Source organism: Burkholderia anthinoferrum (genome assembly GCF_002925705.1).
In the GTDB taxonomy this organism is placed as follows: Bacteria; Pseudomonadota; Gammaproteobacteria; order Burkholderiales; family Burkholderiaceae; genus Burkholderia; species Burkholderia semiarida.
In genome coordinates this window covers 1-21,688 of record NZ_LFZP01000050.1, presented here as the reverse complement: position 1 = coordinate 21,688, position 21,688 = coordinate 1, and the positions used below count along the sequence as shown (strand labels likewise).

Sequence of the window (21,688 nt, the reverse complement as noted above, 5' to 3'; positions counted from 1 at the left end):
CGACGGCCGCGTGGCGGCCGTCGCGCATCGGGCATACCGCGCGGCTTCACCTTCTGCCCGTGGTCACGCCCATGCGCGGCCGCAACCGCGTCGCGTCAGTCGTCGAAGGTGCCCTGATATTCCGGCGCCGCATCCGCGCGCGTGTTCAGTTCGAACATCACGCCGCCCGGCGCGCGGCAAAAAAAGCGCGAGCCGCGCCCGTTGTTGAAGACGTCGGTCTCCATCGCGACGCCCTCTTCCTTGAAGCGCGCGAACAGCGCTTGCACGGCATCGAGGCTCGGCAGCTCGAAGCCGACGTGGAAATTGGTCGGCCACGCGGGCACGCCGTCGCCGACGTGATCGATCACGACGTCGAAGCCCGGGCGCTTGAGGATCCAGGATTTGTCCCAGCTTCCCGCGATCGTGAAGCCGAGGTATCGCTCGAAGAATCGGGCCGTCGCCAGCGTGTCGGCGGAGGGAAAGCTCAGGTGGTTGAGCTTCATCGTCTGTGTGGTGTCGGTCATTGTCGCGTGCTCCGATGCGATGATGGGCGCAGGCCCCATGCCGTGCCGCCCGAGGACTTCAGAATACGAGCGCAAGCTCGCATTCCACAACTCGCATTGGACGTTCCGCCGCGGGCGCGTGCAAACCCTTGCGGGGCCGGGCGTTACGGGATGGCGACGAGCACGGCGGAAGGCGCTGCTCGCATTCGCGACGGCATCGTCGGTGCGAAATGCGCGATCGGCCGGCGACGACGAACGACGACGGCCCGGGATTCGCGAACGAATCCCGGGCCGCGGATCGACAGCGGATGCCGGGCGTCGCATGCGTTGCCCGGCACCGCGCATCGCTCAACGCGATGCAAGCTGCATCAGAACTGATAACCCGCGCCGACCACCGCGCCGAAGTCCGACCGCGTGTTGCCCGTCACCGATGCCTTGACGACCCAGCGGTTGCTCTCCGTCACGTACGAGTAGCCGGCCGCGAAGCCCTGCTGGCCGTGATAGTTCGACGTCGCCGCCGACACCATCGAGCGCCCCGCGCCGGTCGGCTGCGGCAAGCCGGCCACCGCCATCGCCGATGCGACGCCGCCGTACATGTCCTTCTTCAGGTCGTTGAACGCGTTGTACACCTGCCCGATGCGCTGGTCGGTATACCCCTTCGCCTGCGTCGACGCCGTCGCGAGATTGTCGTTCAGTTGCTGCACGTTCACCGCATCGGTCGGCGCCGTGCCGGCCGCGACGTTCGTGATCTGGCGCTCGCTGCCCTTCGCGCCGACCGAGAACGAGTTGTCGCGATCGGCGACCGAACCCTGGCCGACCGCCACCGCGTTCTTGCCGGTTGCCGTCGCCGTCGAGCCGATCGCGCCCGCGTCGGCACGTGCGATCCACGTGGTATTCGCATCGGTCGCGACCGCGCGGATTCGGTCGTTGGCCGCCACGTTCTTCAGCGCGTTGTTGAACTGGCCTACGTTGACCGCGTCGTTGTCGTTCACGCCCGCCGCGACACCGGTCAGCACGCGGTCGCCCGCCGTGCCCGAGAAGTTCACGCTCGTGCCGCCCGCGTCCTTGCCGACCGTGATCGCGCCGTTCGGATCCTGCTGCTGCACGAGGCCGGCCTTGCCGTTCGCGATGTTGGTCACGCTTCCTTGCAGGTTCGAGATGTCGGTGGTGTTCTTCGCCACCTGCTGGTTGGTCGCGTAGAGCTGCGAGCCGTTCACCGCGTCGGTGCTGGTCGCGCCGAGCGTCCCGGCCTGCACGTTCGTGATGCGCGTGCCGCCCGCGCCGCCGAGCGTGATCGTGCTCTTCGAGCTGTCGTCGTACTGCACCGCGAGCGCGCCGAGCTGGTTCAGGTTCGACTGCACGTCCTTCAACTGCTTCACGTTCACCGCGTCGGTATCGCTCGTGCCTGCCGCGACGTTCTTCAGCACGACCGCCGACGTGGTGTCGCCGCCGACGAGCGACACCGAATTCAGCCGGTTGCCGCTCGGGTCGACGTCGTACTTGACGACGTTCTTCACCGCTTCGCCAGTCTGGTTCGACACGTTCGTGATCTGCTGTTCGAGCGCGGTCTTCACGCCCGACAACTGGCCGCCGTTGACCGCGTCCGTGCTGCCTGCTGCGAGGTTGCCGTCGGCCACGTTCGTCAGCTTCGTCGGCGCACCGCCGCGCGCGGCGTTGAACGCGCCGAGCGTCGGGTCGAATTGCAGTGCATCCTGTTGCAGCCCGGCGATCGCGGCCGTGTTGCCCGCGATGTTCGTTTCGGCATTGCCGAGGCGCGTTTCGTGATTCGCGAGCGTCGTCGTGTTGCTGCCGACACGGCCGTCGAGGTTCGTCAGCGCGTCGCCGACGTTGTTGAACGCGTTGCCGCCGATCCTGTAGTCCGGTGCGCCGATCGAGCCGTCCGCGTTCGCCGTCGCGCCGCCGCCGAGCGCGGCCGCCACGCCGTCGGTCGTGCGACGCAGTTGCGCGCCGTTCACCGCATCGGTGCTGCCGGCCGCCACGTTGCCTTGTGCGACGTTGGTCACGCGCACCGGGCTGCCGCCGTTGCCCGCGCCGAGCGACACCTGCTGCTTGCTCGCATCGTCGTACTTCACCGCCAGCGCGTCGAGCTGGCTCGTCCCGTCGTGAATCGCCGCGGTCAACTGATCGACGTTGACGGCATCGGTGCCGCTCTTGCCGGCCGCGACGTTGCTGATCAGTTGCGGGCCGTGGCCGCCGTGGCTCGCATCGTACGCGCCGAGCGCCGGGTTCCACTGCAGCGCGTCCTGCTGGAGCGCCGCGATGTTGCCGGTATTCGTCGTCACCTGGTTGCCGACCGCCGTGATCGACTGGTTCAGTGCGTCGGTCGCCTTGCCGAGCTGGCCCACGTTCACCGCATCGTTCGCGGCCACGCCGTCCGCCACGTTGTGCAGGCCGACCGGCGCCGTTGCACCCGTGCCGCCGAGCGTGACGCCGCCGTGCGCATCGTCGTCGTACTGCACCGCGTTCTTCGTCGCGTTGCCGATCTGGCTCGCGATCGACGTGCTCAGGTTGCCGAGCGTCGTGCTCAGGTTGTTCGTCACGCTCGTGCTCAGCGACGCGAGGCCGCCGTTCAACTGGCCGACGTTCACCGCATCGTGCGCGTCCTTGCCGTCCGCGACGTTGCGCAGCGTGGTGCCGTCGCGGCCGGCGAACGTCACTGAGTCGAAGCCGCTCGCGCCGTCGTACTTCACGTTGCGAGTATCGGCCGCCTGCAGGCCGGCGATGTTCGAGGCCGCCGTGCTCAGCGATCCGTTGATGCCGGTCACGCTGTTCTGCAGGTTCGTGATGTTCGACGTCGCGGTCGAAAGAGACGTCTGCAGCGGCTCGATGCCGCCCTTCAACTGCCCGACGTTGACCGCATCGGTATCGGCGACGCCGGCAGCCACGCCGCCGATCGTCGTGCCGGTGGCGCCGTCGAGCGCGATCGCCGCATGCGAGTCGTCGGTGTATTTGACGACGTTCTGCGTCGCCGTGACGATGCTCGTGCTCAAGCTGTTGCCGACGCTGGTCACGCGCTGGTCGACGTTGGAGATCGTGGTCGACAGCGCATTGCCGACCGACGTCACGCGTGCGTCGACGTTGCCGATGCCCGTGCTCAGCGTACTGTTCACGTTCTTCAGTTGCTGGACGTTGACGGCGTCGGTATCGGCCGCGCCCGCCGCGACGTTCTTGAGCTGGCGTTCGCTGCCGAGCGCGCCGAACGAGACCGCGCCGCCGACCGGCGCGGCCGTGCCGCCGAACACCGGCGTGCCGCCGTTGTTCGCGCCGATGCTGCCCGAGCCGATCGCCACCTGGTTGTTGTCGTTCGTCTGCGCGCCGGCGCCGATCGCCACCGACTGCGTGCCGCCGGCGCGCGTCTGCGTGGCCGCGTCGTACGATGCGCCGGCCGATACGCCGTCGCTCGACGTCGGATTCGCACCGCCGATCGCGACCGAGCGGTCGCCGCTCGCGAGCGCCGAGTGACCGAGCGCGATCGAGCTCGTGCCGTGCGCATCGGCGACGTTGCCGAGCGCCATCGAGAAATCGCCGACCGCCGCCGACTGGCGGCCGACCGCCAGCGACGTATTGCCTTGTGCCACCGCCACCGTGCCGATCGCGGTGGCCGAGTTCGCCAGCGCCTGCGAGCCGACCCCGATCGCGATCGCGCCGCCGCTGCCGCTGCTGCCCTTGCTGCCCGCGTTCGACTGGTCGCCGATCGCGATGCCGCTGGCGCCGGCCTTCGCGTTGGTGCCTTGCGTCACGTTGGTGGTGCTGACGGCCACGTAGCTGCCGTTCTTCGTCGCCACGCACAGCGGGTTGGTGCCGTCGATGCACTGGCCGTTCAGCGCGTTGTCCGGGTTGCCGCGGTCGACGAAATTGTCCGCGTGGGCGGCGCCGGCAATCAGCACACCCGCGCCGGTGAACATCGCGGCGGCGAGCGCCGAAATCTGCTTCCTCTTCATGGTCTTCTGCTCCGTTGTGTAGCGTCTGGTTTGAATACGGACTACTTACTTTTATTGACAGCTTCGACTTCGATTGCGACTTCGGTTCTGAAACGGATTCCGCCGCCGGGCTGGCCATGTCGACACGACGCGTATCGAGCACCCGTTTCGGCGGGGCGTTCGAGGGCCCCGGGCATGACGCCGGATCGATGCTCCGTTCCGTTAATTCGACAACTTCATCAGGAATACATATTGATTCTTGTGGACGAGCTTTTTCCCCGACTGAATCCCGAGATTCAATCCGCCGTCGTGACATCTCCGATTTTTTTGCCGCGCCGACCGCGACCTACCCCGCTTCTTTTATTTCATCTCCGGAAACCGGAGTTTCATTGCCGTGCGGCGAGCACTTGCCTGGACCGTCATCAATCGATGCGCAGCCCCCCGGGTCGGGCAACGTCCGTCACCGCTTGCGCTGCCCTGCTCCACCCGTCATTCAAAGTTCGGACGAATTATGAGACACGTGCCTGAATTATTAAAGGCGGCATTCTTTATAGATTGTAAAATTCAAAATATTCAATGAGTTAGACTAAATACGCTCATTCCGCAAACGATTTCGCGACGATGCAATTAATCCAGATCTTTTATCGAGCGGATAAATACTTTGCCCAAGCGGATTCAAATGATGTTTTTTCTGAAATAGACAATCGACAAGCCGGCCGCAGCTGCGCATTCGCGACGAAAAATACGCGTAAACCACGAGGCGCGACGCGCATCGACGCTTCATGTTTCCTGTCGAAAACCGCCATTTTCGATAATCGAAAAGGAGGAATTGCGAGAATGGCGCCGCCATGGCTGGCCGGATTCGAAATATGCTCCTACAATTCCGCTCGCACCGATTCCGGCAGCCGCGGCCATTCTCGACGCGAGCACGGCAATCCCTCGCGTCCCGACCGGCTCGGCGATCCAGACGACGAACGCCGCGCGATACGTCGAACGGTTGCGTGCCGCGCGGGTCCGCCCGTGCCGGAATCGATGCGAGCGTGCGATGCGACGGATGCATCGCCACAGAGCGGGCTCCGACGTTTCCTCCGCACCGGGCAGGCCACCCGCGGAAACGCAGCCAACCGCCTTTTCACCACAGGTGCACGATGCCTTCATCGATCTCCGCATTGAGCGACGCGCATATCCTGATCGTCGACGATCAACCCGACCAGCTCCGGTTGCTGACCGACATCCTGCGCAGCACGGGATGCCGAATCAGCATCGCATTCGATGGCGCGCAGGCGTGCCAGCGCGCGCAGGCGCTGAGGCCCGACCTGATCCTGATGGACGTGCGCATGCCGCGCATGGACGGCTTCACCGCGTGCCGCCTGCTGGCCGCCGATCCGCTGACGTGCGCGATCCCCGTCATCTTCCTGACCGTGGCCGGCGCATTGCACGAGCGGCTCGAGGGGCTCGAGATCGGTGGCGTCGACTACGTGGTGAAGCCGTTCGAGCCAGCGGAGGTGATCGCGCGGATTCGCGTGCAGCTCTCGCGGACGCGACGCGAACGGCCGGCCGACCCGGAACCGGCGGAAAACCCGTTCGCCGGCGGCAAGGACGACGACATCATCGTGCGCGCGGCCATTCGCCACCTGTCGCGCCGGCTGAACGATCCGCCGACGGTGGAGGAACTGGCGCGCGCGGTCGGCACGCACGAGAAGCGCCTGTCGCGCGCGTTTCGCGACAATCTCGGCCAGACGGTGTTCGAATATCTGCGCTACGAACGGCTGCGCATCGCGCAGGATCTGCTGGATTCGACCACGCTCAGCATCGCCAGCATCGCGAAGGAAATCGGCTTTTCCACGCCGGCCAATTTCGCGACCGCGTTCCGCGAACGGTTCGGCATCACGCCAACGGAATGGCGGCGCCAGCGCGATACGGGCGCGCGCGCCGCTACCCGGCAGCCGCAACGCCGCGCGTAGGCCCGATGCGGCACGCTCACGCCTACCAGTTGTATTTCGCGCTGGCCAGCACGGTCCGCTCGTTGCCGAACACGCATACGGCATACGACTGACAGCCGCTCACGTAGCGCCGGTCGAACAGGTTCGCGACGTTCACCGCGAAACGCCAGCGCGGCAGGTCGTAATGGATCGCGAGGTCGTAAAGCGTCGCGCTCGGCACCGTCAGCGAATTGTCGGGTGCGCCGGCCGACGCGCTCTGGTAGCGCACGCCGCCGCCGACGCCGAGGCCCGCCAGCGCGCCCGTGCGCCAGGTCCAGTCGGCCCACATCGACGCCATCTGCCGCGGCAGCGGCACGGACACCGGCCAGTGGTTCAGCGACGCGTCGTTCGCCTGCACGTTCTTGACGTCCTGATACGCATACGACGCGACGATCGACAGCTCGCGCGTCACCTTGCCGACCGCGCTCAGCTCGATGCCGCGCGAGCGCACCTTGCCGGTCTGCACCGACGTCGTGGCGGTCGGGTCGAGAGTCGCCGGCGTCGGCGTCACGACGTTGGTCTGGTCGATCTGATACACGGCCGCATTCAGCATCAGGTTCCAGCCGGACGGCTCCCAGCGCAGCCCGGCCTCGGTCTGCGCGCCGCGCGTCGGCTTCGGCAGGCCGCCGCCGAACATCCGCACGCCGATGACCGGATCGAACGACGTCGAATAGCTGACGTACGGCGACAACCCGGCGTCGCCGCGATAGGTGAGCCCGACGCGCCCGGAAAACGCGCTGACGTCCTGCTGGGCATGCGTGCCGGCGGTGCGGTCGTCGAAGCGCGCATTCACGAAATCCTCGCGGCCGCCGAGCGTCAGCGTCCAGCGCCGCCAGCGGATCTGGTCCTGCGCGTACACGCCAACCGAGTTCATCGCCGTGTACTGATCGACGTGGCCGAGCGACGTCGGCCCGGCGAAGATCGCGGCCGTCACGGGCCGATAGACGGGGTGATACAGGTCGAGCGACGGGGCGAGCGCGAGCCATACGCTGTTGGTCGTCGTCTGCCGGTCGAATTGCACGCCGAACAGCAGCGTGTGTTCGAGCGGCCCCGTGCCGAAGCGCGCCTGCGCGTGATTGTCGACGTCGAGCCGGCTGTAGTTGAGCTGGAACAGCCCCGCGAAACGCATCATGTTCGTCGTGCTGCGCGGCGCGAGGCCGTTGCCGAACACCGTCGCGTCGTCGAGCGACAGATGCGACCAGCGCACGTCCTGATGCAGCGTCCAGATCGCGTTCACGCGGTGTTCCAGCGCGTAGCCGAGCGACCATTGCTTCTTGCGATAGTCGTTGAACGACGGGTCGCCCATGTAGAGGTCCTGCGACAGGCGGCCGTTCGGGTTCGGCAGCACCGTGCCCGACGCGGGCAGGAAGTTCGACGAGATGTCGCCGCTATCCTGCAGGAACGTCGCGGAGAACGTCAGCGACGTGTCGGCGTTCGGCCGCCACCGGAACGACGGCGCGAGCGCGACGCGCCGGTCGCCGTTCGGGCCGGTCACCGCATTGCCGTCGCGCGCGACGCCGACGAACCGGTACGCATACTTGCCGTCCGGGTCGAGCCTGTCGCCGACGTCGAGCATGGCCTGCTTGCGCGCATCGTTGCCGATCTGCACGCCGGCTTCGCGCACGCGCTCGCCGTTGGCCAGCTTCGTGTGCGCGTCGACGATCGCGCCCGGCTCGCCCGCGCCGTACAGCACCGACGTCGGCCCGCGCAGCACCGCGATCGAATCGATCGTGTACGGATCGACCCGCCAGTTCGCGATCACGGCCGTGTCCGGCGCCGGCAGCCCGTCGACGTACAGCGTCGGCGTGAAGCCGCGCAATGCCGCATACCAGTCGGTGCGGCTGTCGGCGCCGAACGTCGCGAAACCCGACACGTAGCGCAACGCCTGGTTCAGGTCGGCCGCGCCGGTCATGTCGATCTGTTGCGCGGTCACGAGGTTGATCGTTTGCGGAATCTCGTCGATCGGCGTGTCGGTCTTCGTGCCGGTGGCGGTGCGCCGCCCGACGAGCCCGACGGACGAAGCGTCCGTCGGCCCTCGCACGTCGATGGCCGGCAGCACGGCCGCCGCGCCCGGCGCCGATGCCTGCGCGTGCGCGCCGCCCGCGGCGGCCACGCACAATGCCCCGCCGGCCGCGATCGCCCGCGCGCGCCGCCGCGCTCCTGTCTCCGTCCACATCGTGTCGATACTCCGTCGTGCTGGGTTGGCCCGTTCTGCCGGATCGGCGGACCGTATGTCGCCGGAGGGCCGCCCGATGATGTCGTGATTGTCGTGCTCGCGATGACGCTGCCGCGTGGCCCGGCAAGCACGGGCCGATTGCGTCGTTCGCGAGCGCAGCGATCATACCGGCCGAACGTGACGCGGTCTTTAAAAAATAATCCGGTCGGCACTGCCCGCAGGTTCAAAGTGGCGCATTGTCGATCATGCGGGCGGCGGCGTCATCGCGGTCGCCGGTTCACGCAGGTGGCCCGCCGCACCGGCCGCCGGCGGAACAACCCATGCCCGTCGCGCGGAAGATGCGCGCCGCGGCACGCATCTTGCGCATCGCCGCGATCGCATCAGGCACCCCGGCGCAGCCGGGCATCGACGTGACACGCACATCCGGCAAAATTCACATCGGCATTTCGGGCTGGCGCTACGCAGGCTGGCGGGGCACGTTCTATCCGGACGACCTGAAGCAGGCGGCCGAGCTGCGGTACGCGTCGGGCCGGATGCAGACGATCGAGATCAACGGCACGCACTACAGCCTGCAAGCGCCCGACAGTTGGCGGCGCTGGTATGCCGATACGCCGCCCGGATTCGTTTTCAGCGTGAAAGGATCGCGCTATCTGACGCACATGCTCCGCTTTCGCGACGAAACGGCCACGATCGCGTGCGCGAATTTTTTCGCTCAGGGCTTGTTCGCGCTGAAGGAGAAACTCGGGCCGCTGCTGTGGCAGTTCCCGCCGTCGCTGCGGTTCGACCCGGCGCACATGGAGCGCTTCCTGAGCCTGCTGCCGCCCGACACGGAGGCCGCGCTCGCACTCGCCGGCCGGCACGACGGGCGGGTGCGCGAGCCGTATTTGCGGATCGACCGCAAGCGGCCGTTGCGTCATGCGGTGGAAGTCCGCCACGACAGCTTCGTGGACCCGGCATTCGTGAAGCTGCTGCGTCGCCACAAGGTCGCGCTCGTCGTGTCGGATTCGACCGAGGCGTGGCCGCAGTTCGAGGATCTGAGCGCGCGGTTCGTCTACATCCGGCTGCACGGCACCGAAACGAAGTATTCGGGCGAATACGCCGATTCGGCGCTCGAACGATGGGCGCGCAGAATCGAAGCGTGGAGCCGGGGCACGCAGCCCGACGATGCGCGCCTCGCCGCACCGGCGCTGCAACCGCCGCGTGCGCAGACGCGCGACGTGTACTGTTATTTCGACAACGACACGAAAACGCAGGCGCCGTTCGATGCCGGGCGGCTGATGGCGCGGCTCGGGCTGCATGCGCATGATGCGGTAACCGAATGAAATGCTCGGCGCGCCGCGGGCATCGGGCATGCCGTCCGGGCACCGCGCGGGCAGGCGCGCAATATGCTCCGGCTCTCCCGGCTCGCGCCCTTCATCGCGCCCGCCGTGTGCGCCCGGTAAATCTTGCATGACCGGTAACCGGCGCCATGGGCCAACACTGCAAGGAGAAAAGCGATGACCCTGCTTATCTATCTGGTGGGATGGATCATTTTCATCGGCGGCGTCGCCTGGGGTTTGATGACGCTGCATGTCGCGCAGTACGTCATCGAGATCGTGGCCGTCATCCTGTTCGGCATCGCGGTCATCACGGGCGCGACGCGCGCCCGGAATCGCGACCGGTCGTAGCGCGGCGCGCATGCCACGCGCTCGCTGATCGCGGTGACCACGCTGACCGCGGTGCGGTGCCGGATGCACGCCGACGGCCGCGTCCGCGCCAAGCGTTCCATGCGTCGGGCCGCGGTGCGATGAGGCGCGGTGCGCGACGGCGCGCGCCAGATAGTAGGCAACGCGTGCGTTCTTTGCATCGGCGGCGACAGGTGCGCTACGCTCCATTCGACCTCGTATCGCGGGTCAAAATTTAAGCGCTTAAACACCCAGAAGCCGACCCCGCGTCCGGCGGGGTCCATCACACGGAGGATGACGATGAACAGACGATCGATGCTGCGCTGGAGCATGTCGAGCGCGGCGCTTGCGTGCCTCGACCTGGCTGGCCCGCTGCCCGCCTTCGCACAACCCGCCCCGCGCCGTGCGGCGGCGAGCCCATTCGCGATGGGGGCCGACATCTCGACGTTGCCGGAACTCGAAGCGCATGGCGCGGCCTTCTTCGACCGCGGCGGCGCGCCGCGCGACTGCCTGAAGATTCTCCGCGCGCACGGCGTCGACTCGATCCGGATCAAGGTCTGGAACGATCCCGGCAATCCGGATTTCTTCCCCGCGAACCAGAGCGCTGCAGCGGGCTACAACAATGCCGCGCACGCCGTTGCGCTCGCGCAGCGCGCAGCCGCGCTCGGCATGCGCATCCTGATCGACTTCCACTACAGCGACTGGTGGGCCGACCCCGGCAAGCAGTATCCGCCGCATGCATGGGCCGGCAAGAGCCTGACCGAAACCTGCGCGCTGCTCTCGGCGTACACGACCGACGTGCTGCGCCGGCTGCAACGCGCCGGCGTGCGCCCGGAGTGGGTGCAGATCGGCAACGAGATCACGGGCGGCATGCTGTGGCCGCTCGGCCGCTACGACCAGTGGGACAACCTCGCGCAGTTGCTGAAAACCGGCCACGACGCGGTGAAGGCCGTCGATCCCCGCATCAAGGTGATGCTGCACATCGACAGCGGCGGCGACAACGGCAAGAGCCGCTGGTGGTTCGACAGCGCGACGCAGCGCGGCGTCGCGTTCGACGTGATCGGCCTGTCGTACTACCCGCAATGGCAAGGCGCGCTCGACGATCTGCGCAACAACGCGAACGATCTCGCGGTGCGTTACGACAAGGAACTGATCGTCGTGGAGACCGCCTATCCGTGGACCACGAGCGACGGCGATTCGGAGCCGAATGCGATGACGAACACCGGGTCGACGACCTTCCCGCCGTCGCCGGCCGGCCAGGCGCAATTCCTCGCGGCGGTCGTCGATATCGTGAAGGGCGTGCCGGGCAATCGCGGTAAGGGCGTATTCTGGTGGGAGCCGGAATGGATTCCGACGCCGGGTGTCGGCTGGAAGCTCGGTGCGGGCGACCAATGGGACAACAACACGCTGTTCGATTTCCACGGTCACGCACTGCCGTCGCTCGACGCATTCCGGCAGCGCTGACGCGTCACGGCATCGCTGCTTCACCGCACCGGCGCATGCCGCGTCAGTGCGGTGAATCGAAGCCGCGGCGCGCACTGCCCGTACCGCTCTCACCGTCGGCGCCGCCCCGCTCGCCGTACGCATCCACGGCGAGCAGCGCGCACGCCACGAGCGCGAGCCCGCAGCATCCGGCGAACGTCGCGCGATAGCCAAACAGATCGACGCACGCGCCCGACAGCACCCCCGATGCGATCGAGCCGACCCGCGCCGTGCTGAAGAACATCGCGGTCGCGGTGCCGGGGCGCGTGGGCATCAGGTCGCACACGCGCGTCATCCCGAGACACGACGTGATCGCGACCACGCATGCGCTCAGCAGTTGCAGCGGCAGGATCAGGTTCGCGCGCGTCACCGCCGCGAGCCCGATGAAATATGCGGCATGCACGAGCGCGCACGCGGTCAGCCAGCGCGCCTTGTCGAGGCGCGTCGAGCGCATGCCGAGCCACAGCATCATCGGAATCTCGAGCAGCGCGGCCAGCCCGAGCGCGGCCGACACGTTCGCCGGCGTGCCGCCGAGCGCGCGCACGATATAGAGCGGCAGCACGATCATCGTCGCGTTCGCCGCGAGCCCGATCAGCGTGAGCGCGACGAGGGTGCGCAGCACGCTGGCGCGCGGCGCGACGGCCATCGCCGCACGCGCATCGTCACGCGGTGGCCCGGCGCGATCCATTGCCCGCACGTGCACGGCCGCGGGCCGCCGCGCCGGCTCCGGAATCCGTGCGACGATCGCCGCGCATGCGACGAAGCCCGCGGAAGCCGCAAGAAAGAGTCCGGTAAAACCCGTCTGCGCGAGCATCAGCGCACCGAGCGCGGGACCGAACACCCACGCGATCGACAGCATCGTGCGCAGCGCGGCCGATGCAAGCTCGCGCTGTGCATCGTCGGCGACGGGCAGCACCGCGCGTGCGAACGAGAAGATCTGCGACAGCGACACGGCGCCCGCGCCGAGCAGGATCGTGCCGGCGGCGATCACCGGCCCATGCGCGCGCAGCACGCACAGCAGCGCAAAGCCGAGCGCGGCAGCCGCGAGCGACACCACGAGCAGCGGCCGGTGCCGGTCGCGACGGTCGGACCAGCGTCCGGCCCACGTGCTCGCGACGACGCCGCTCGCCGCGATCATCGTCAGGAAGACGCCGGCCAGAAACGGCGACATCCCCGCCGCCTCGACGCCGAACAGCGACAGGTACGGCGCGGTGAACGACATCGCGACGCCGAGCATCAGCGCCGCCGCGGAAAGCGGCACGAAGTACGCGATTCCCGCAAGGCGCGCGAAATGCAACCGCGGCGACCGCAACGACTGCATCGCGTCAGTCCGGCTCGACCCAGGCGGCCACGTCGACCGCGCCGAGGTCGCGGCTGCCGAGCACGAAGCGCGCACCGCCCGGCGCGGGCAGCATGCATGGCGTGTCACCGTAGTTGAACGCGAACGTGACGCGCCCGCGTCGACGCAACCGCACACCGTCCGGCAGCGCGTACGCTTGCAACCCCGCATCGCGTGCGCAGCGGGCAACGATCGCGCGCAACAGCGTCCGATCGAAACAGGCAGTCGCCATCGTCACGTGAGCGCGCCGCACGAGCGCCGGCACACCGTCGTCGCATGCGGCCAGTACGTCGACGCCCGGCGCCGCGTCCATATCGACGTGATCGCGCCATTTCAGCGCATGACCATCGACGCCGTCGAACGACACACGCGGCGCGAGCGACGGCCGCAGCGACTCGACCTGGCCAATCCGAACCGGTAGCACGTTGCGCAGCTTGCCGGGTGCGAGACCCGGCGCGATCGCGAATTCCGCGGTGCGCGAACCCGTGCGCGGCCCGAACAGCCAGTGGGCGTGTCCGCTCGCGGCCTGCTCGACGATGCGATCCGTGACGACCGGCAGCGTCGGCGCGACGACGAACGCATAACGCGACACGTCGGCGCCAGCCGCGACGATATCGACGTCGAGGCCCAGCTCGCGCAGCGCGCGATACCAGTCGAACACGTGCTGTTGATAGTCGAAATCGGCGCCGTGCGGCTGGATCCGGATCATCCAGTCGGCCTCGTAGTCGAACAGCAGCGCGACGCGGGCCGTGTCACGCTCGCCGGCGACGAGCGCGGGATCCAGCGCGGCGATCTCGCGTGCGACGCGCGCCACTTCGTGACCGCCCGGCGACAGCCGGTCGTCCGGCGCGTTGAGTCCCGAATGCAGTTGCTCCTGCGCATGCGGATACTGCCGCCACCGGAAATACGACACGAGCTCCGCGCGGTGCGCAAACGCTTCCCACGTCCACAGCCGCACCGCGCCCGCGTGCGGCACCGGGTTGTAAGGCCCCCAGTTGACGGGCCCTGCCTGCTGCTCCATCACCCACATCCGGCCGTTGCCGACCCCGCGATACAGGTCGTGCGAGAACGCCGATACGTCCGGATGCCCGGTGCGGGCCCAGCGTTGCTTGTCCGCTTCATCGAGCGGCAGCACTTCGGTGCGCGGCACCGGATAGCTGTCCCACGCGGCGACGTCGAGGCCACCGCGTGCGAACGCGTAATGATCGAACTCGGCGAAAAAACCCATGAAGTTATGCAGCACGTCGCGACCCGGCGCATGCGGACGGATCGCGTCGACCTGCGCGGCATGAAACCGCGCGACCTCGTCGGACTGATAGCGCCGGAAGTCGAGCAGGTGGGCGGGATTCGCGTCGGTCGGCGTATGACGCGGCAGTTCGATCTCGTCGAAGCCGCGATATTCCATGCTCCAGAACACGTTGCCCCACGCGCGGTTCAGCGCGTCGATATCGCCATAACGCGTGGCGAGCCACGTGCGGAAACCCTGGAGTGCCGCCTGTGTATAGCTCGGCAACGTGTTGTGACAGCCGAGTTCGTTGTCGGTCTGCCACGCGATCACCGCCGGATGCACGCCGTAGCGCCGCGCCATCGCGTCGGCAATGCGCACGCAGTGCTCGCGATACACGGGGCTCGCGATGTCGTAATGGCGACGCGAGCCGAACTGCCACACCGCGCCATCGACACCCACCGGCAGAATCTCCGGATGACGATCGACGAGCCACTTCGGCGGCGCGGCGGTCGGCGTGCCGAGTACGATCTTCAACTGCTGGCGTGCGAGCGTGTCGATCGCGTCGTCGAGCCATGCCCAGTCGTAGCGGCCGGGCTCCGGCTCCATCCGGCTCCACGCGAATTCGGCGATCCGCACGCGCGTCAGGCCCAGTTCGGCCATGCGCCGCGCATCGCGATCCCATTGTTCGCGCGGCCAGTGTTCGGGGTAGTAGCAAACGCCGAGGTGCATCGTGGATTCCTTGGAGAAAGAGGATGGACGGGTCAGCCCTTGGTCGCGCCGAACGTGAGCCCTGCGACGAAGTGCTTCTGCATCGCGAAGAACATCAGCACCGACGGTAGCGCGGCGAGCACGGAGCCTGCCGACACGATGTTCCAGGCGGTCGTCCACTGCCCTTTGAGCGCGGCGACGCCGACGGTGATCGGCGCCGCGTCGTCGCCTTGCGTGAGGCACAGTGCCCAGAAGTAGTCGTTCCACACGAACGTGAACACGAGGATCGCGAGCGCCGCGAGCGCGGGCCGCACGAGCGGCAGCACGACGCGCCAGTAGATCGCCCACTCGGACGCGCCCTCGACGCGCGCGGCCTCGATCAGCTCGAACGGCAGCTCGCGGATGAAGTTGCGCAGGAACAGCGTGCAGAAGCCGGTCTGGAACGCGGTGTGGAACAGCACGAGCGCCCATACGGTGTTGTACAGGCCGACGGCGAGCATGATCTGCCGCACCGGGATCATCAGGATCTGGATCGGCACGAAGTTGCCGGCGACGAACAGCCCAAGCAGCACGAGATTGCCGCGGAACCGGTAGTTCGCGAGCGCGTGCCCGGCGAGCGACGCGAGCAGGATCGACGCGGCGACCGACGGCACCGTGATCAGGAGGCTGTTCGCGAAGTAGTGGAGCATCGGCGTCTGCGTGAGCGCGGCGCCGTAGTTGTCGACGAGCGCGAACTGCTTCGGCCAGCTCCAGTAATGACCTGCCATGATCTCGTCGGTCGAGCGGATCGACGTGACGAGCACCGCGAGCAGCGGCACGAGCCACAGCGCGAGCGCACACGGCAGCGACAGCCGGTACAGCAGGCGGGCGGGACGTCCCCAGCGGGACACGGGCATCGGATACATTTGCGATCCTTACGATTCGACGCGCACCAGCTTGCGCAGCTGCCACACGATATAGACGAGCATGATCGCGAACAGCACGACGGCGATCGCGGCCGAATAGCCTTCGCGGTAGTACTTGATCGCCTGGTCGACCATGAAGTACGCGAGCACGGTCGAGCTGTCGAACGGGCCGCCGCCCGTCATCACCGAGATCAGGTCGAAGCTGCGCAGCGCGCCGATCACGGTCAGCACGACCGCCATGAACGTCGCGGGCCGCAGTTGCGGCAGGATCACGTGCCACAGCAGCGTGAAGCCGCGCGCGCCTTCCATCCGCGCCGCTTCGACGATCTCGCCGTTGATGCCGGTGAGCCCGGTCAGGTACAGGATCATGCAGAACGGGATCTGCGGCCACAGCGCGGCGACGATCACACCGTAGGTCGCATAGCGCGGATCGCCGAGCACCGGAATCCCGTGCCCGACGATCAGCTTCAGCAGCCCGAACGTCGGGTCGTAGAACCACGAGAACACGAGGCCGACGACGACGCCCGGCAGCACGAACGGCGCGAAGAACAGCGACTTCACGAGCCGGATGCCGAACACGTTCTGGTTCAGGTACAGCGCGAGCGCGAGGCCCAGCGGCGGCGCGGCGAGGAACAGCGCGAGCCACAACACGTTGTTCTTCAGCGCGACGGTGAACGTATCGGACTGCAGCAGCTCGCGATAGTTGTCGAGCCCGGCGAACGTCATCGGCGTCATCCCGTCCCACTGATGGAAGCTCAGCCAGATGCTGCTGACGATCGGGTACAGCACGAACACGGTGAAGAGCGCGAAACCCGGCAGCACGAACCACAGGGCCGCGCGATTGCGCCGCCGCGCGAGCGACGCGCGCGCAGGCCGCCGTGGGCCGGCATCGCGGCGCGCGGCGCTTTCGGACAGGCTGGTTGACATGAGATGACCTTCGATGAAACGAACGTGACGGTGACGACGCAGCACCGGGCCGACATCCTCGCCGGCCCGGCCGCGCGGCGCATTACTTCCGGTAGATGCGCTTGCGGGTCTGCTCGAGGCGCTGCAGGATCGCATCGAGCTGCGTCGGATCGGACAGGAACTGCTGCATCGCCTTCATCCCCTCGTCCGCCATTTCCTTCGTCATGTCGCGATCGTAGAACTGCGCGATGCCGCCCGGCGTCGTCGCGAGCGTATGGAATCCGATCTTCGAGATCGGGTCCTGCGGCTCCGGCGCCTTGTTGTTCGACGGCAGTTGCCCCATCCCCTTCGCGAACTCGCCGCTGACCGCCGGCTGCCCCATGAACGCGAGGAAGCGTCGCGCATCGGCCTTGTTGTGCGCTTTCGCCGGCACGATCAGCACGTTGACCGGGCCGTCCTCGGCAAGCGGCACCGACGCGTCGATCACCGGAAAGCGGAAGAAGCTGATCGGGTTGCGCGTCGCGCTCAGCAGTCCTGCCGAATACCAGGTGCCCATCAGCGTCATCGCGGCCTGACCGTTGACGATCAACGGGCTCAGCGAATCGACGTCGTAGGACAATGCGTTGTCGATGAAATACTTGTCGTCGATCAGCTTCTTCCATGCTGCGTACACGGCCCGCACGCGCGGATCGGTATAGGCGACGTCGCCGGCCATCAGCTTCTGGTGGAACGCATAGCCGTTGATCCGCAGGTCGAGGTAGTCGAACCACGCGGCGAGCGTCCATGCATCGCGCGCGGCCACCGCGATCGGCGCGATGCCGGCCGCCTTCAGCTTGCGGCACGCGTCGAGAAACTGCGGCCAGTCGGCCGGCTCGCCGTGAATGCCGGCCTTCTCGAACAGGTCCTTGCGATAGAACAGCCCGTACGCGTCATAGCCGAGCGGCAAACTGTAGAGCTTGCCGCCGTAGGTCGACGACTGCTTGACGGACGCATACGTGTCGTTCCAGCCGTTCTTCCGCCAGTCCGCGCTCAGATCCTCGATCAGCCCACGCTTTGCGAAATACGCGAGCCGCTCGCCGTTGTTCCAGCTCAGCACGTCCGGCGGATCGGTCGCGAGCCAGCCGGACATCTGGACCTTGTACGCCTCCTCGCCGACGTAGCTGACCTTCAGGTCGATATCCGGATTCGCCTTGTGGAACTGGTCGAACGCGGCCTGCCACGTCGCGCGCTGGTTGCCGCGCGCGGCGACGTTCACTTTCAACGTGCCCGCGTCGGCCGCGCCCGCGGCGCACGCCGCGGCAGTCGTCAGGGCAAGCAGCAGTCGGCTCGCACGAAATCTCATCGTTGTCTCCTGATATTGGTGTGTTGAATGCCGCGTCGCACGCGGCCGGTCGGCATGGCGCCGCTACGCGAACGCCGCTTCGGCGTGAAGGGCCGGCAACGCGATGCCGGCTTCGTCGAACAGATGGCAACTCGACGGCGGCACGAGAAACGCATGCCGTTCGCCGCGCCGCAACGCGGCCTGCCCCGGCAATTTAGCGAGTAGCGGCACACCGTCGGGCTGGTCGAGATGCACGTATGCGGCTTCGCCGAGCTGCTCGACGAGCGCGATGTCGCGCACGATCGACGGCAAGCCGGCATCGCCGGACCCGGCGAGCATCAGGTGCTCGGGACGAATCCCGAGCGTCACGCGCGCACCGCGGCCGACGTGGCGCGGCAACGCGCGATCGCGCAGCGTCAGCGTTTCGCCGGTGCCTTCCAGCGTCAGCCGGCAGCCGTGCACCTCGCCCGCGTCGACGACTGCCGGCAGGAAGTTCATCCGCGGCGAGCCGATGAAGCCCGCGACGAAGCGGTTGGCCGGCCGGTGATACAGCTCGAGCGGCGCACCGGCCTGCGCGATGCTGCCGAAGCGCGCGACGTCGTCGCCCGCATGCAGCAGCACGATCCGGTCGGCCAGCGTCATCGCCTCGATCTGGTCGTGCGTGACGTAGACCGAACTCGATTGCGTGAAGCGCGCGTGCAGCCGCGCGATTTCGACCCGCGTCTGGCCGCGCAGCGTCGCGTCGAGATTCGACAGCGGCTCGTCGAACAGAAACACGCGCGGTTCGCGCACGATCGCACGGCCGATCGCGACGCGCTGCCGCTGCCCGCCGGACAACGCCTTCGGCTTGCGATCGAGCAGCGCTTCGAGCTGCAGCACACGCGCGGCCTCGGTCACGCGGCGGCGGATCTCGTCCTTCGGCGTGCCGGCGATCCGCAACCCGAAACCGATGTTGTCGAACACGGTCATGTGCGGAAACAGCGCATAGCTCTGGAACACCATCGCGACGCCGCGCGCCGCGGGCGGTGTGTCGTTCATCCGTGCGCCGCCGATCCGCAGCTCGCCCTCGGTCACGTCCTCGAGCCCGGCGATCATCCGCAACAGCGTGGATTTTCCGCAGCCCGACGGACCGAGAAACACGCAGAATTCGTGCGACGCGATCTCGAGGTTCACGTCGCGCAGCACCGGCGCATGGTCGCCGTAGCGCTTCGAGACGTCCTTCATTGAAATGGCGGTCATCGCGCTCTCCTGTCGTCCATCACACGCATCGGATCGGAAAATTTAAACGCTTAAATTTTGATGGCGCGATTCGCCCGCTTCGCCGTACCATGTCGTCTCCTTCCTCTGATGTATCGAGAAATTAGCGTATCGGCTGCCCCCGTGCAACTTGTGGGACGCACTCCCAGAATATGAGCAGACACTCTCCCGCTTCACTTCCGCTGCATCACGCCAGCCGGCCGATCGGAGGCCGCGTATGGTGACGCTCGCGCAAGTCGCGCAGCGCGCGAACGTCACGGCGGCGACCGTCTCGAACGTGCTGCGCAATCCGCAGAAGGTGAAGCCGGCGACCGTCGAACGCGTGATGGCGGCGATCCGCGAACTCGGCTACCGGCCGAACCTGACCGCGCGCGCGCTCGCCGAGGGCCGCACGTCGACGCTCGCGCTGATGCTGTCGAACATCACGAATCCGTTCTATCCGGAATTCGTGCTGGCAGCCGAGCGCGAGGCGCGCAAGCGCGGCCATTACCTGCTCGTGTCCAATACCGACGACGATCCGGCGATCACCCGCAACTACCTCGAGCGGATCGCGGGGACGCTCGCGGCCGGTGCGATCGTGATGAACACCGATCTTGCCGAAGCCGAACTCGCCGACATCGCGCGTCACGGCGCATCGATCGTGCTGTGCATGTGGGAACACGTGCATGCGTCGCGTACGCTGCCGTGCGTGACCGTCGATTTCGCGGCGGCGGGCGCGCTGGCGGCCGCGCATCTGTCCGGGCTGCGACATCGGGCGTTCGGCGCGCTCGTCGGCAAGGGGTCGGGCGGTCCGCAGTCGGTGCGGCTGCGCGGTTTCGCCGACGAACTCGCGGCACGCGGCCACCCCGCGAATGCGCTGACGACCGTATCGGCGCACGACTCGATCGAAGGCGGCTACGAAGCGGCCGCCGCGTTGCTGCGGGAGCAGCCTGGCCTCACCGCGCTGTTCGCGACCAACGACCTGATGGCGATCGGCGCGATGCAGGCCGCCGCCGATCTCGGCCTGCGCGTGCCGGCCGATCTGTCGGTCGTCGGCATGACCGATATCCAGCTCGCCCACCAGTTCCGTCCCGCGCTGACCACGGTGCGGTTCCCGACCGCGCAGATCGCCGCGCGGGCGATCGCGCTGACGCTCGACATGATCGACGGGATCGAGCCGGCCGTGGCCGTGCATACGATCGGCGCGCCCGAGCTCGTCGTGCGCGAATCGACCGGGACGGCGCCGGACTGACGGTTCGATACGCACGCGCTTGTGCATGCGGCGTGCGGCGTATGCGTCGGGAATGAACGACGTGGCGTCGGTCGCGCGGGTTCCGTTCTCTCATTCGACGACGACGGCGGAAAGCGGCACATCGCGACCTTCGACGCGCGGCAATCCGATGCGGACGGGAAGAGATCGGGAAGTGCGGGATGGCCGCATCCGAAGCCGCAGTTCCCCGAAACACAAAAGGACGCGTCACCGAAACGACGCCGCGCGATTCGAGACGATTCGTCGTTCCGCCGGGGTCGTGGGCGACGCGCGTGACGCGTGAAGATTCGCGGCCGCCCGAGCATGCGGCGGCCGCGGTATCGACGTCGACTACTTCTTGATCACCGGGACGGTGAGCGAACTGACGAGCGACGTCACGGGCGCCAGCAGACCGCCCGACGCGCTACCACCCCCTTGCGCGGAATTGCCGTTCAGCGAAACCGCCAGCGCGGGAACGATGCCGGCCACCGAACCGACGGCCGAACCGACCGATTGCACCGCCGCGTTGGCGATCGTCGCACCGCCGGAGATGAGCGCCCCGGCGGCGTTCGTCACCCCGCCGACCGCACCGGCTGCCGTGCCGCCGTTGAGCGCGACACTGAGTGCCGGAAGCGTTCCGGCGACCGCGCCGGCGGTGCCGGTCACGGTGTGCGCGAGCGAGCCTGCCAGGCCGGTGGTGACCGTCGCGAGCGATCCCGTCGCACCGGTTGCGCCGGAGAGGACGCCGGTTCCCGAGCCGACGACGTTGCCGGCGCCGCCGGTGGCGGATCCGATCAGCGACGTGACGGTCGAGGCGATCGGTGTGATGGCCGCCGTGCCGCTGCCGGCGATGCCGGTTATCGCGCCGGACGTTGCGCCGATTGCACCGGTGGCTGCGCCGATCGGCAGCGAGCCGCCGAGATTGCCGACAATGCTCGTGATCGGCGTGATCAGCGCGCCGCCGTTGCCTGCGACACCGGTGACGGCGTTGAGAGCCTATCCGAACCTTTGTGTGTGAGGCATAAACTGATGGCCAAGGAGCCACGTTATGCCACGCAAACGTAAGGAA

General features: G+C 67.6%; 16 protein-coding genes. 6 read left to right on the top strand and 10 right to left on the bottom strand.

The window, feature by feature from the left end:
- Positions 1-95: 95 nt before the first annotated feature.
- Positions 96-503 carry a VOC family protein gene (locus C5F75_RS20115; protein WP_179231829.1) on the bottom strand — a complete coding sequence of 136 codons (408 nt, stop codon included), beginning with the start codon at positions 501-503 and terminating at the stop codon, positions 96-98.
- Between the two features lie 347 nt (positions 504-850).
- Positions 851-4,444: a YadA family autotransporter adhesin gene (locus C5F75_RS20110; RefSeq protein ID WP_059577699.1), complete on the bottom strand. Its 3,594-nt coding sequence runs from the start codon at positions 4,442-4,444 to the stop codon at positions 851-853.
- Between the two features lie 1,127 nt (positions 4,445-5,571).
- Between C5F75_RS20110 and C5F75_RS20100 the strand changes: the two genes are divergently transcribed.
- Positions 5,572-6,387 (top strand): response regulator transcription factor, encoded by an 816-nt coding sequence (locus C5F75_RS20100; RefSeq protein ID WP_059577696.1) that lies wholly within the window; start codon positions 5,572-5,574, stop codon positions 6,385-6,387.
- A gap of 22 nt (positions 6,388-6,409) precedes the next feature.
- On the opposite strand, the gene C5F75_RS20095 is transcribed toward C5F75_RS20100, so the two are convergent.
- Positions 6,410-8,581, bottom strand: coding sequence for a TonB-dependent siderophore receptor (locus C5F75_RS20095; RefSeq protein ID WP_059577695.1), 2,172 nt, complete (start codon positions 8,579-8,581; stop codon positions 6,410-6,412).
- 410 nt (positions 8,582-8,991) lie between these two features.
- Between C5F75_RS20095 and C5F75_RS20085 the strand changes: the two genes are divergently transcribed.
- The 3 genes from C5F75_RS20085 to C5F75_RS20075 all read left to right on the top strand — a co-directional run bounded on the left by C5F75_RS20085 (position 8,992) and on the right by C5F75_RS20075 (position 11,709).
- Positions 8,992-9,903 (top strand): DUF72 domain-containing protein, encoded by a 912-nt coding sequence (locus C5F75_RS20085; RefSeq protein WP_059578022.1) that lies wholly within the window; start codon positions 8,992-8,994, stop codon positions 9,901-9,903.
- Between the two features lie 174 nt (positions 9,904-10,077).
- A complete protein-coding gene (locus C5F75_RS36850; protein ID WP_167351632.1) occupies positions 10,078-10,248 on the top strand; it encodes a hypothetical protein in 171 nt (56 codons plus the stop codon).
- A gap of 297 nt (positions 10,249-10,545) precedes the next feature.
- On the top strand, positions 10,546-11,709 hold the full coding sequence (locus C5F75_RS20075) for a glycoside hydrolase family 53 protein (protein WP_059578019.1): 1,164 nt from the start codon (positions 10,546-10,548) through the stop codon (positions 11,707-11,709).
- A gap of 43 nt (positions 11,710-11,752) precedes the next feature.
- Here the strand turns inward: C5F75_RS20075 and C5F75_RS20070 are convergent, their stop codons facing one another.
- From C5F75_RS20070 to C5F75_RS20045, 6 genes are all read right to left on the bottom strand, one after another.
- Positions 11,753-13,048 (bottom strand): sugar efflux transporter, encoded by a 1,296-nt coding sequence (locus C5F75_RS20070; RefSeq protein WP_059577692.1) that lies wholly within the window; start codon positions 13,046-13,048, stop codon positions 11,753-11,755.
- A 4-nt stretch (positions 13,049-13,052) separates the two neighbouring features.
- On the bottom strand, positions 13,053-15,023 hold the full coding sequence (locus C5F75_RS20065) for a beta-galactosidase (RefSeq protein ID WP_059577690.1): 1,971 nt from the start codon (positions 15,021-15,023) through the stop codon (positions 13,053-13,055).
- A gap of 32 nt (positions 15,024-15,055) precedes the next feature.
- Positions 15,056-15,907, bottom strand: a complete 852-nt coding sequence (locus C5F75_RS20060; protein WP_059577686.1) for a carbohydrate ABC transporter permease — start codon at positions 15,905-15,907, stop codon at positions 15,056-15,058.
- 9 nt (positions 15,908-15,916) lie between these two features.
- Positions 15,917-16,834: a carbohydrate ABC transporter permease gene (locus tag C5F75_RS20055; protein ID WP_059577685.1), complete on the bottom strand. Its 918-nt coding sequence runs from the start codon at positions 16,832-16,834 to the stop codon at positions 15,917-15,919.
- Positions 16,835-16,916: 82 nt separating this feature from the next.
- The gene (locus tag C5F75_RS20050; protein ID WP_059577682.1) at positions 16,917-18,155 is read right to left on the bottom strand and encodes an ABC transporter substrate-binding protein; all 1,239 of its coding nucleotides are present in this window, start codon (positions 18,153-18,155) and stop codon (positions 16,917-16,919) included.
- Positions 18,156-18,218: 63 nt separating this feature from the next.
- Positions 18,219-19,373 carry an ABC transporter ATP-binding protein gene (locus tag C5F75_RS20045; RefSeq protein WP_059577680.1) on the bottom strand — a complete coding sequence of 385 codons (1,155 nt, stop codon included), beginning with the start codon at positions 19,371-19,373 and terminating at the stop codon, positions 18,219-18,221.
- A 235-nt stretch (positions 19,374-19,608) separates the two neighbouring features.
- Here C5F75_RS20045 and C5F75_RS20040 point away from each other — a divergent pair, with 235 nt between their 5' ends.
- Positions 19,609-20,622, top strand: a complete 1,014-nt coding sequence (locus tag C5F75_RS20040) for a LacI family DNA-binding transcriptional regulator (protein WP_059577678.1) — start codon at positions 19,609-19,611, stop codon at positions 20,620-20,622.
- Between the two features lie 348 nt (positions 20,623-20,970).
- Here the strand turns inward: C5F75_RS20040 and C5F75_RS37280 are convergent, their stop codons facing one another.
- A complete protein-coding gene (locus C5F75_RS37280; protein WP_258048572.1) occupies positions 20,971-21,285 on the bottom strand; it encodes a hypothetical protein in 315 nt (104 codons plus the stop codon).
- Positions 21,286-21,313: 28 nt separating this feature from the next.
- Here C5F75_RS37280 and C5F75_RS37275 point away from each other — a divergent pair, with 28 nt between their 5' ends.
- Positions 21,314-21,637 (top strand): hypothetical protein, encoded by a 324-nt coding sequence (locus C5F75_RS37275; RefSeq protein WP_258048571.1) that lies wholly within the window; start codon positions 21,314-21,316, stop codon positions 21,635-21,637.
- Positions 21,638-21,688: the final 51 nt, after the last annotated feature.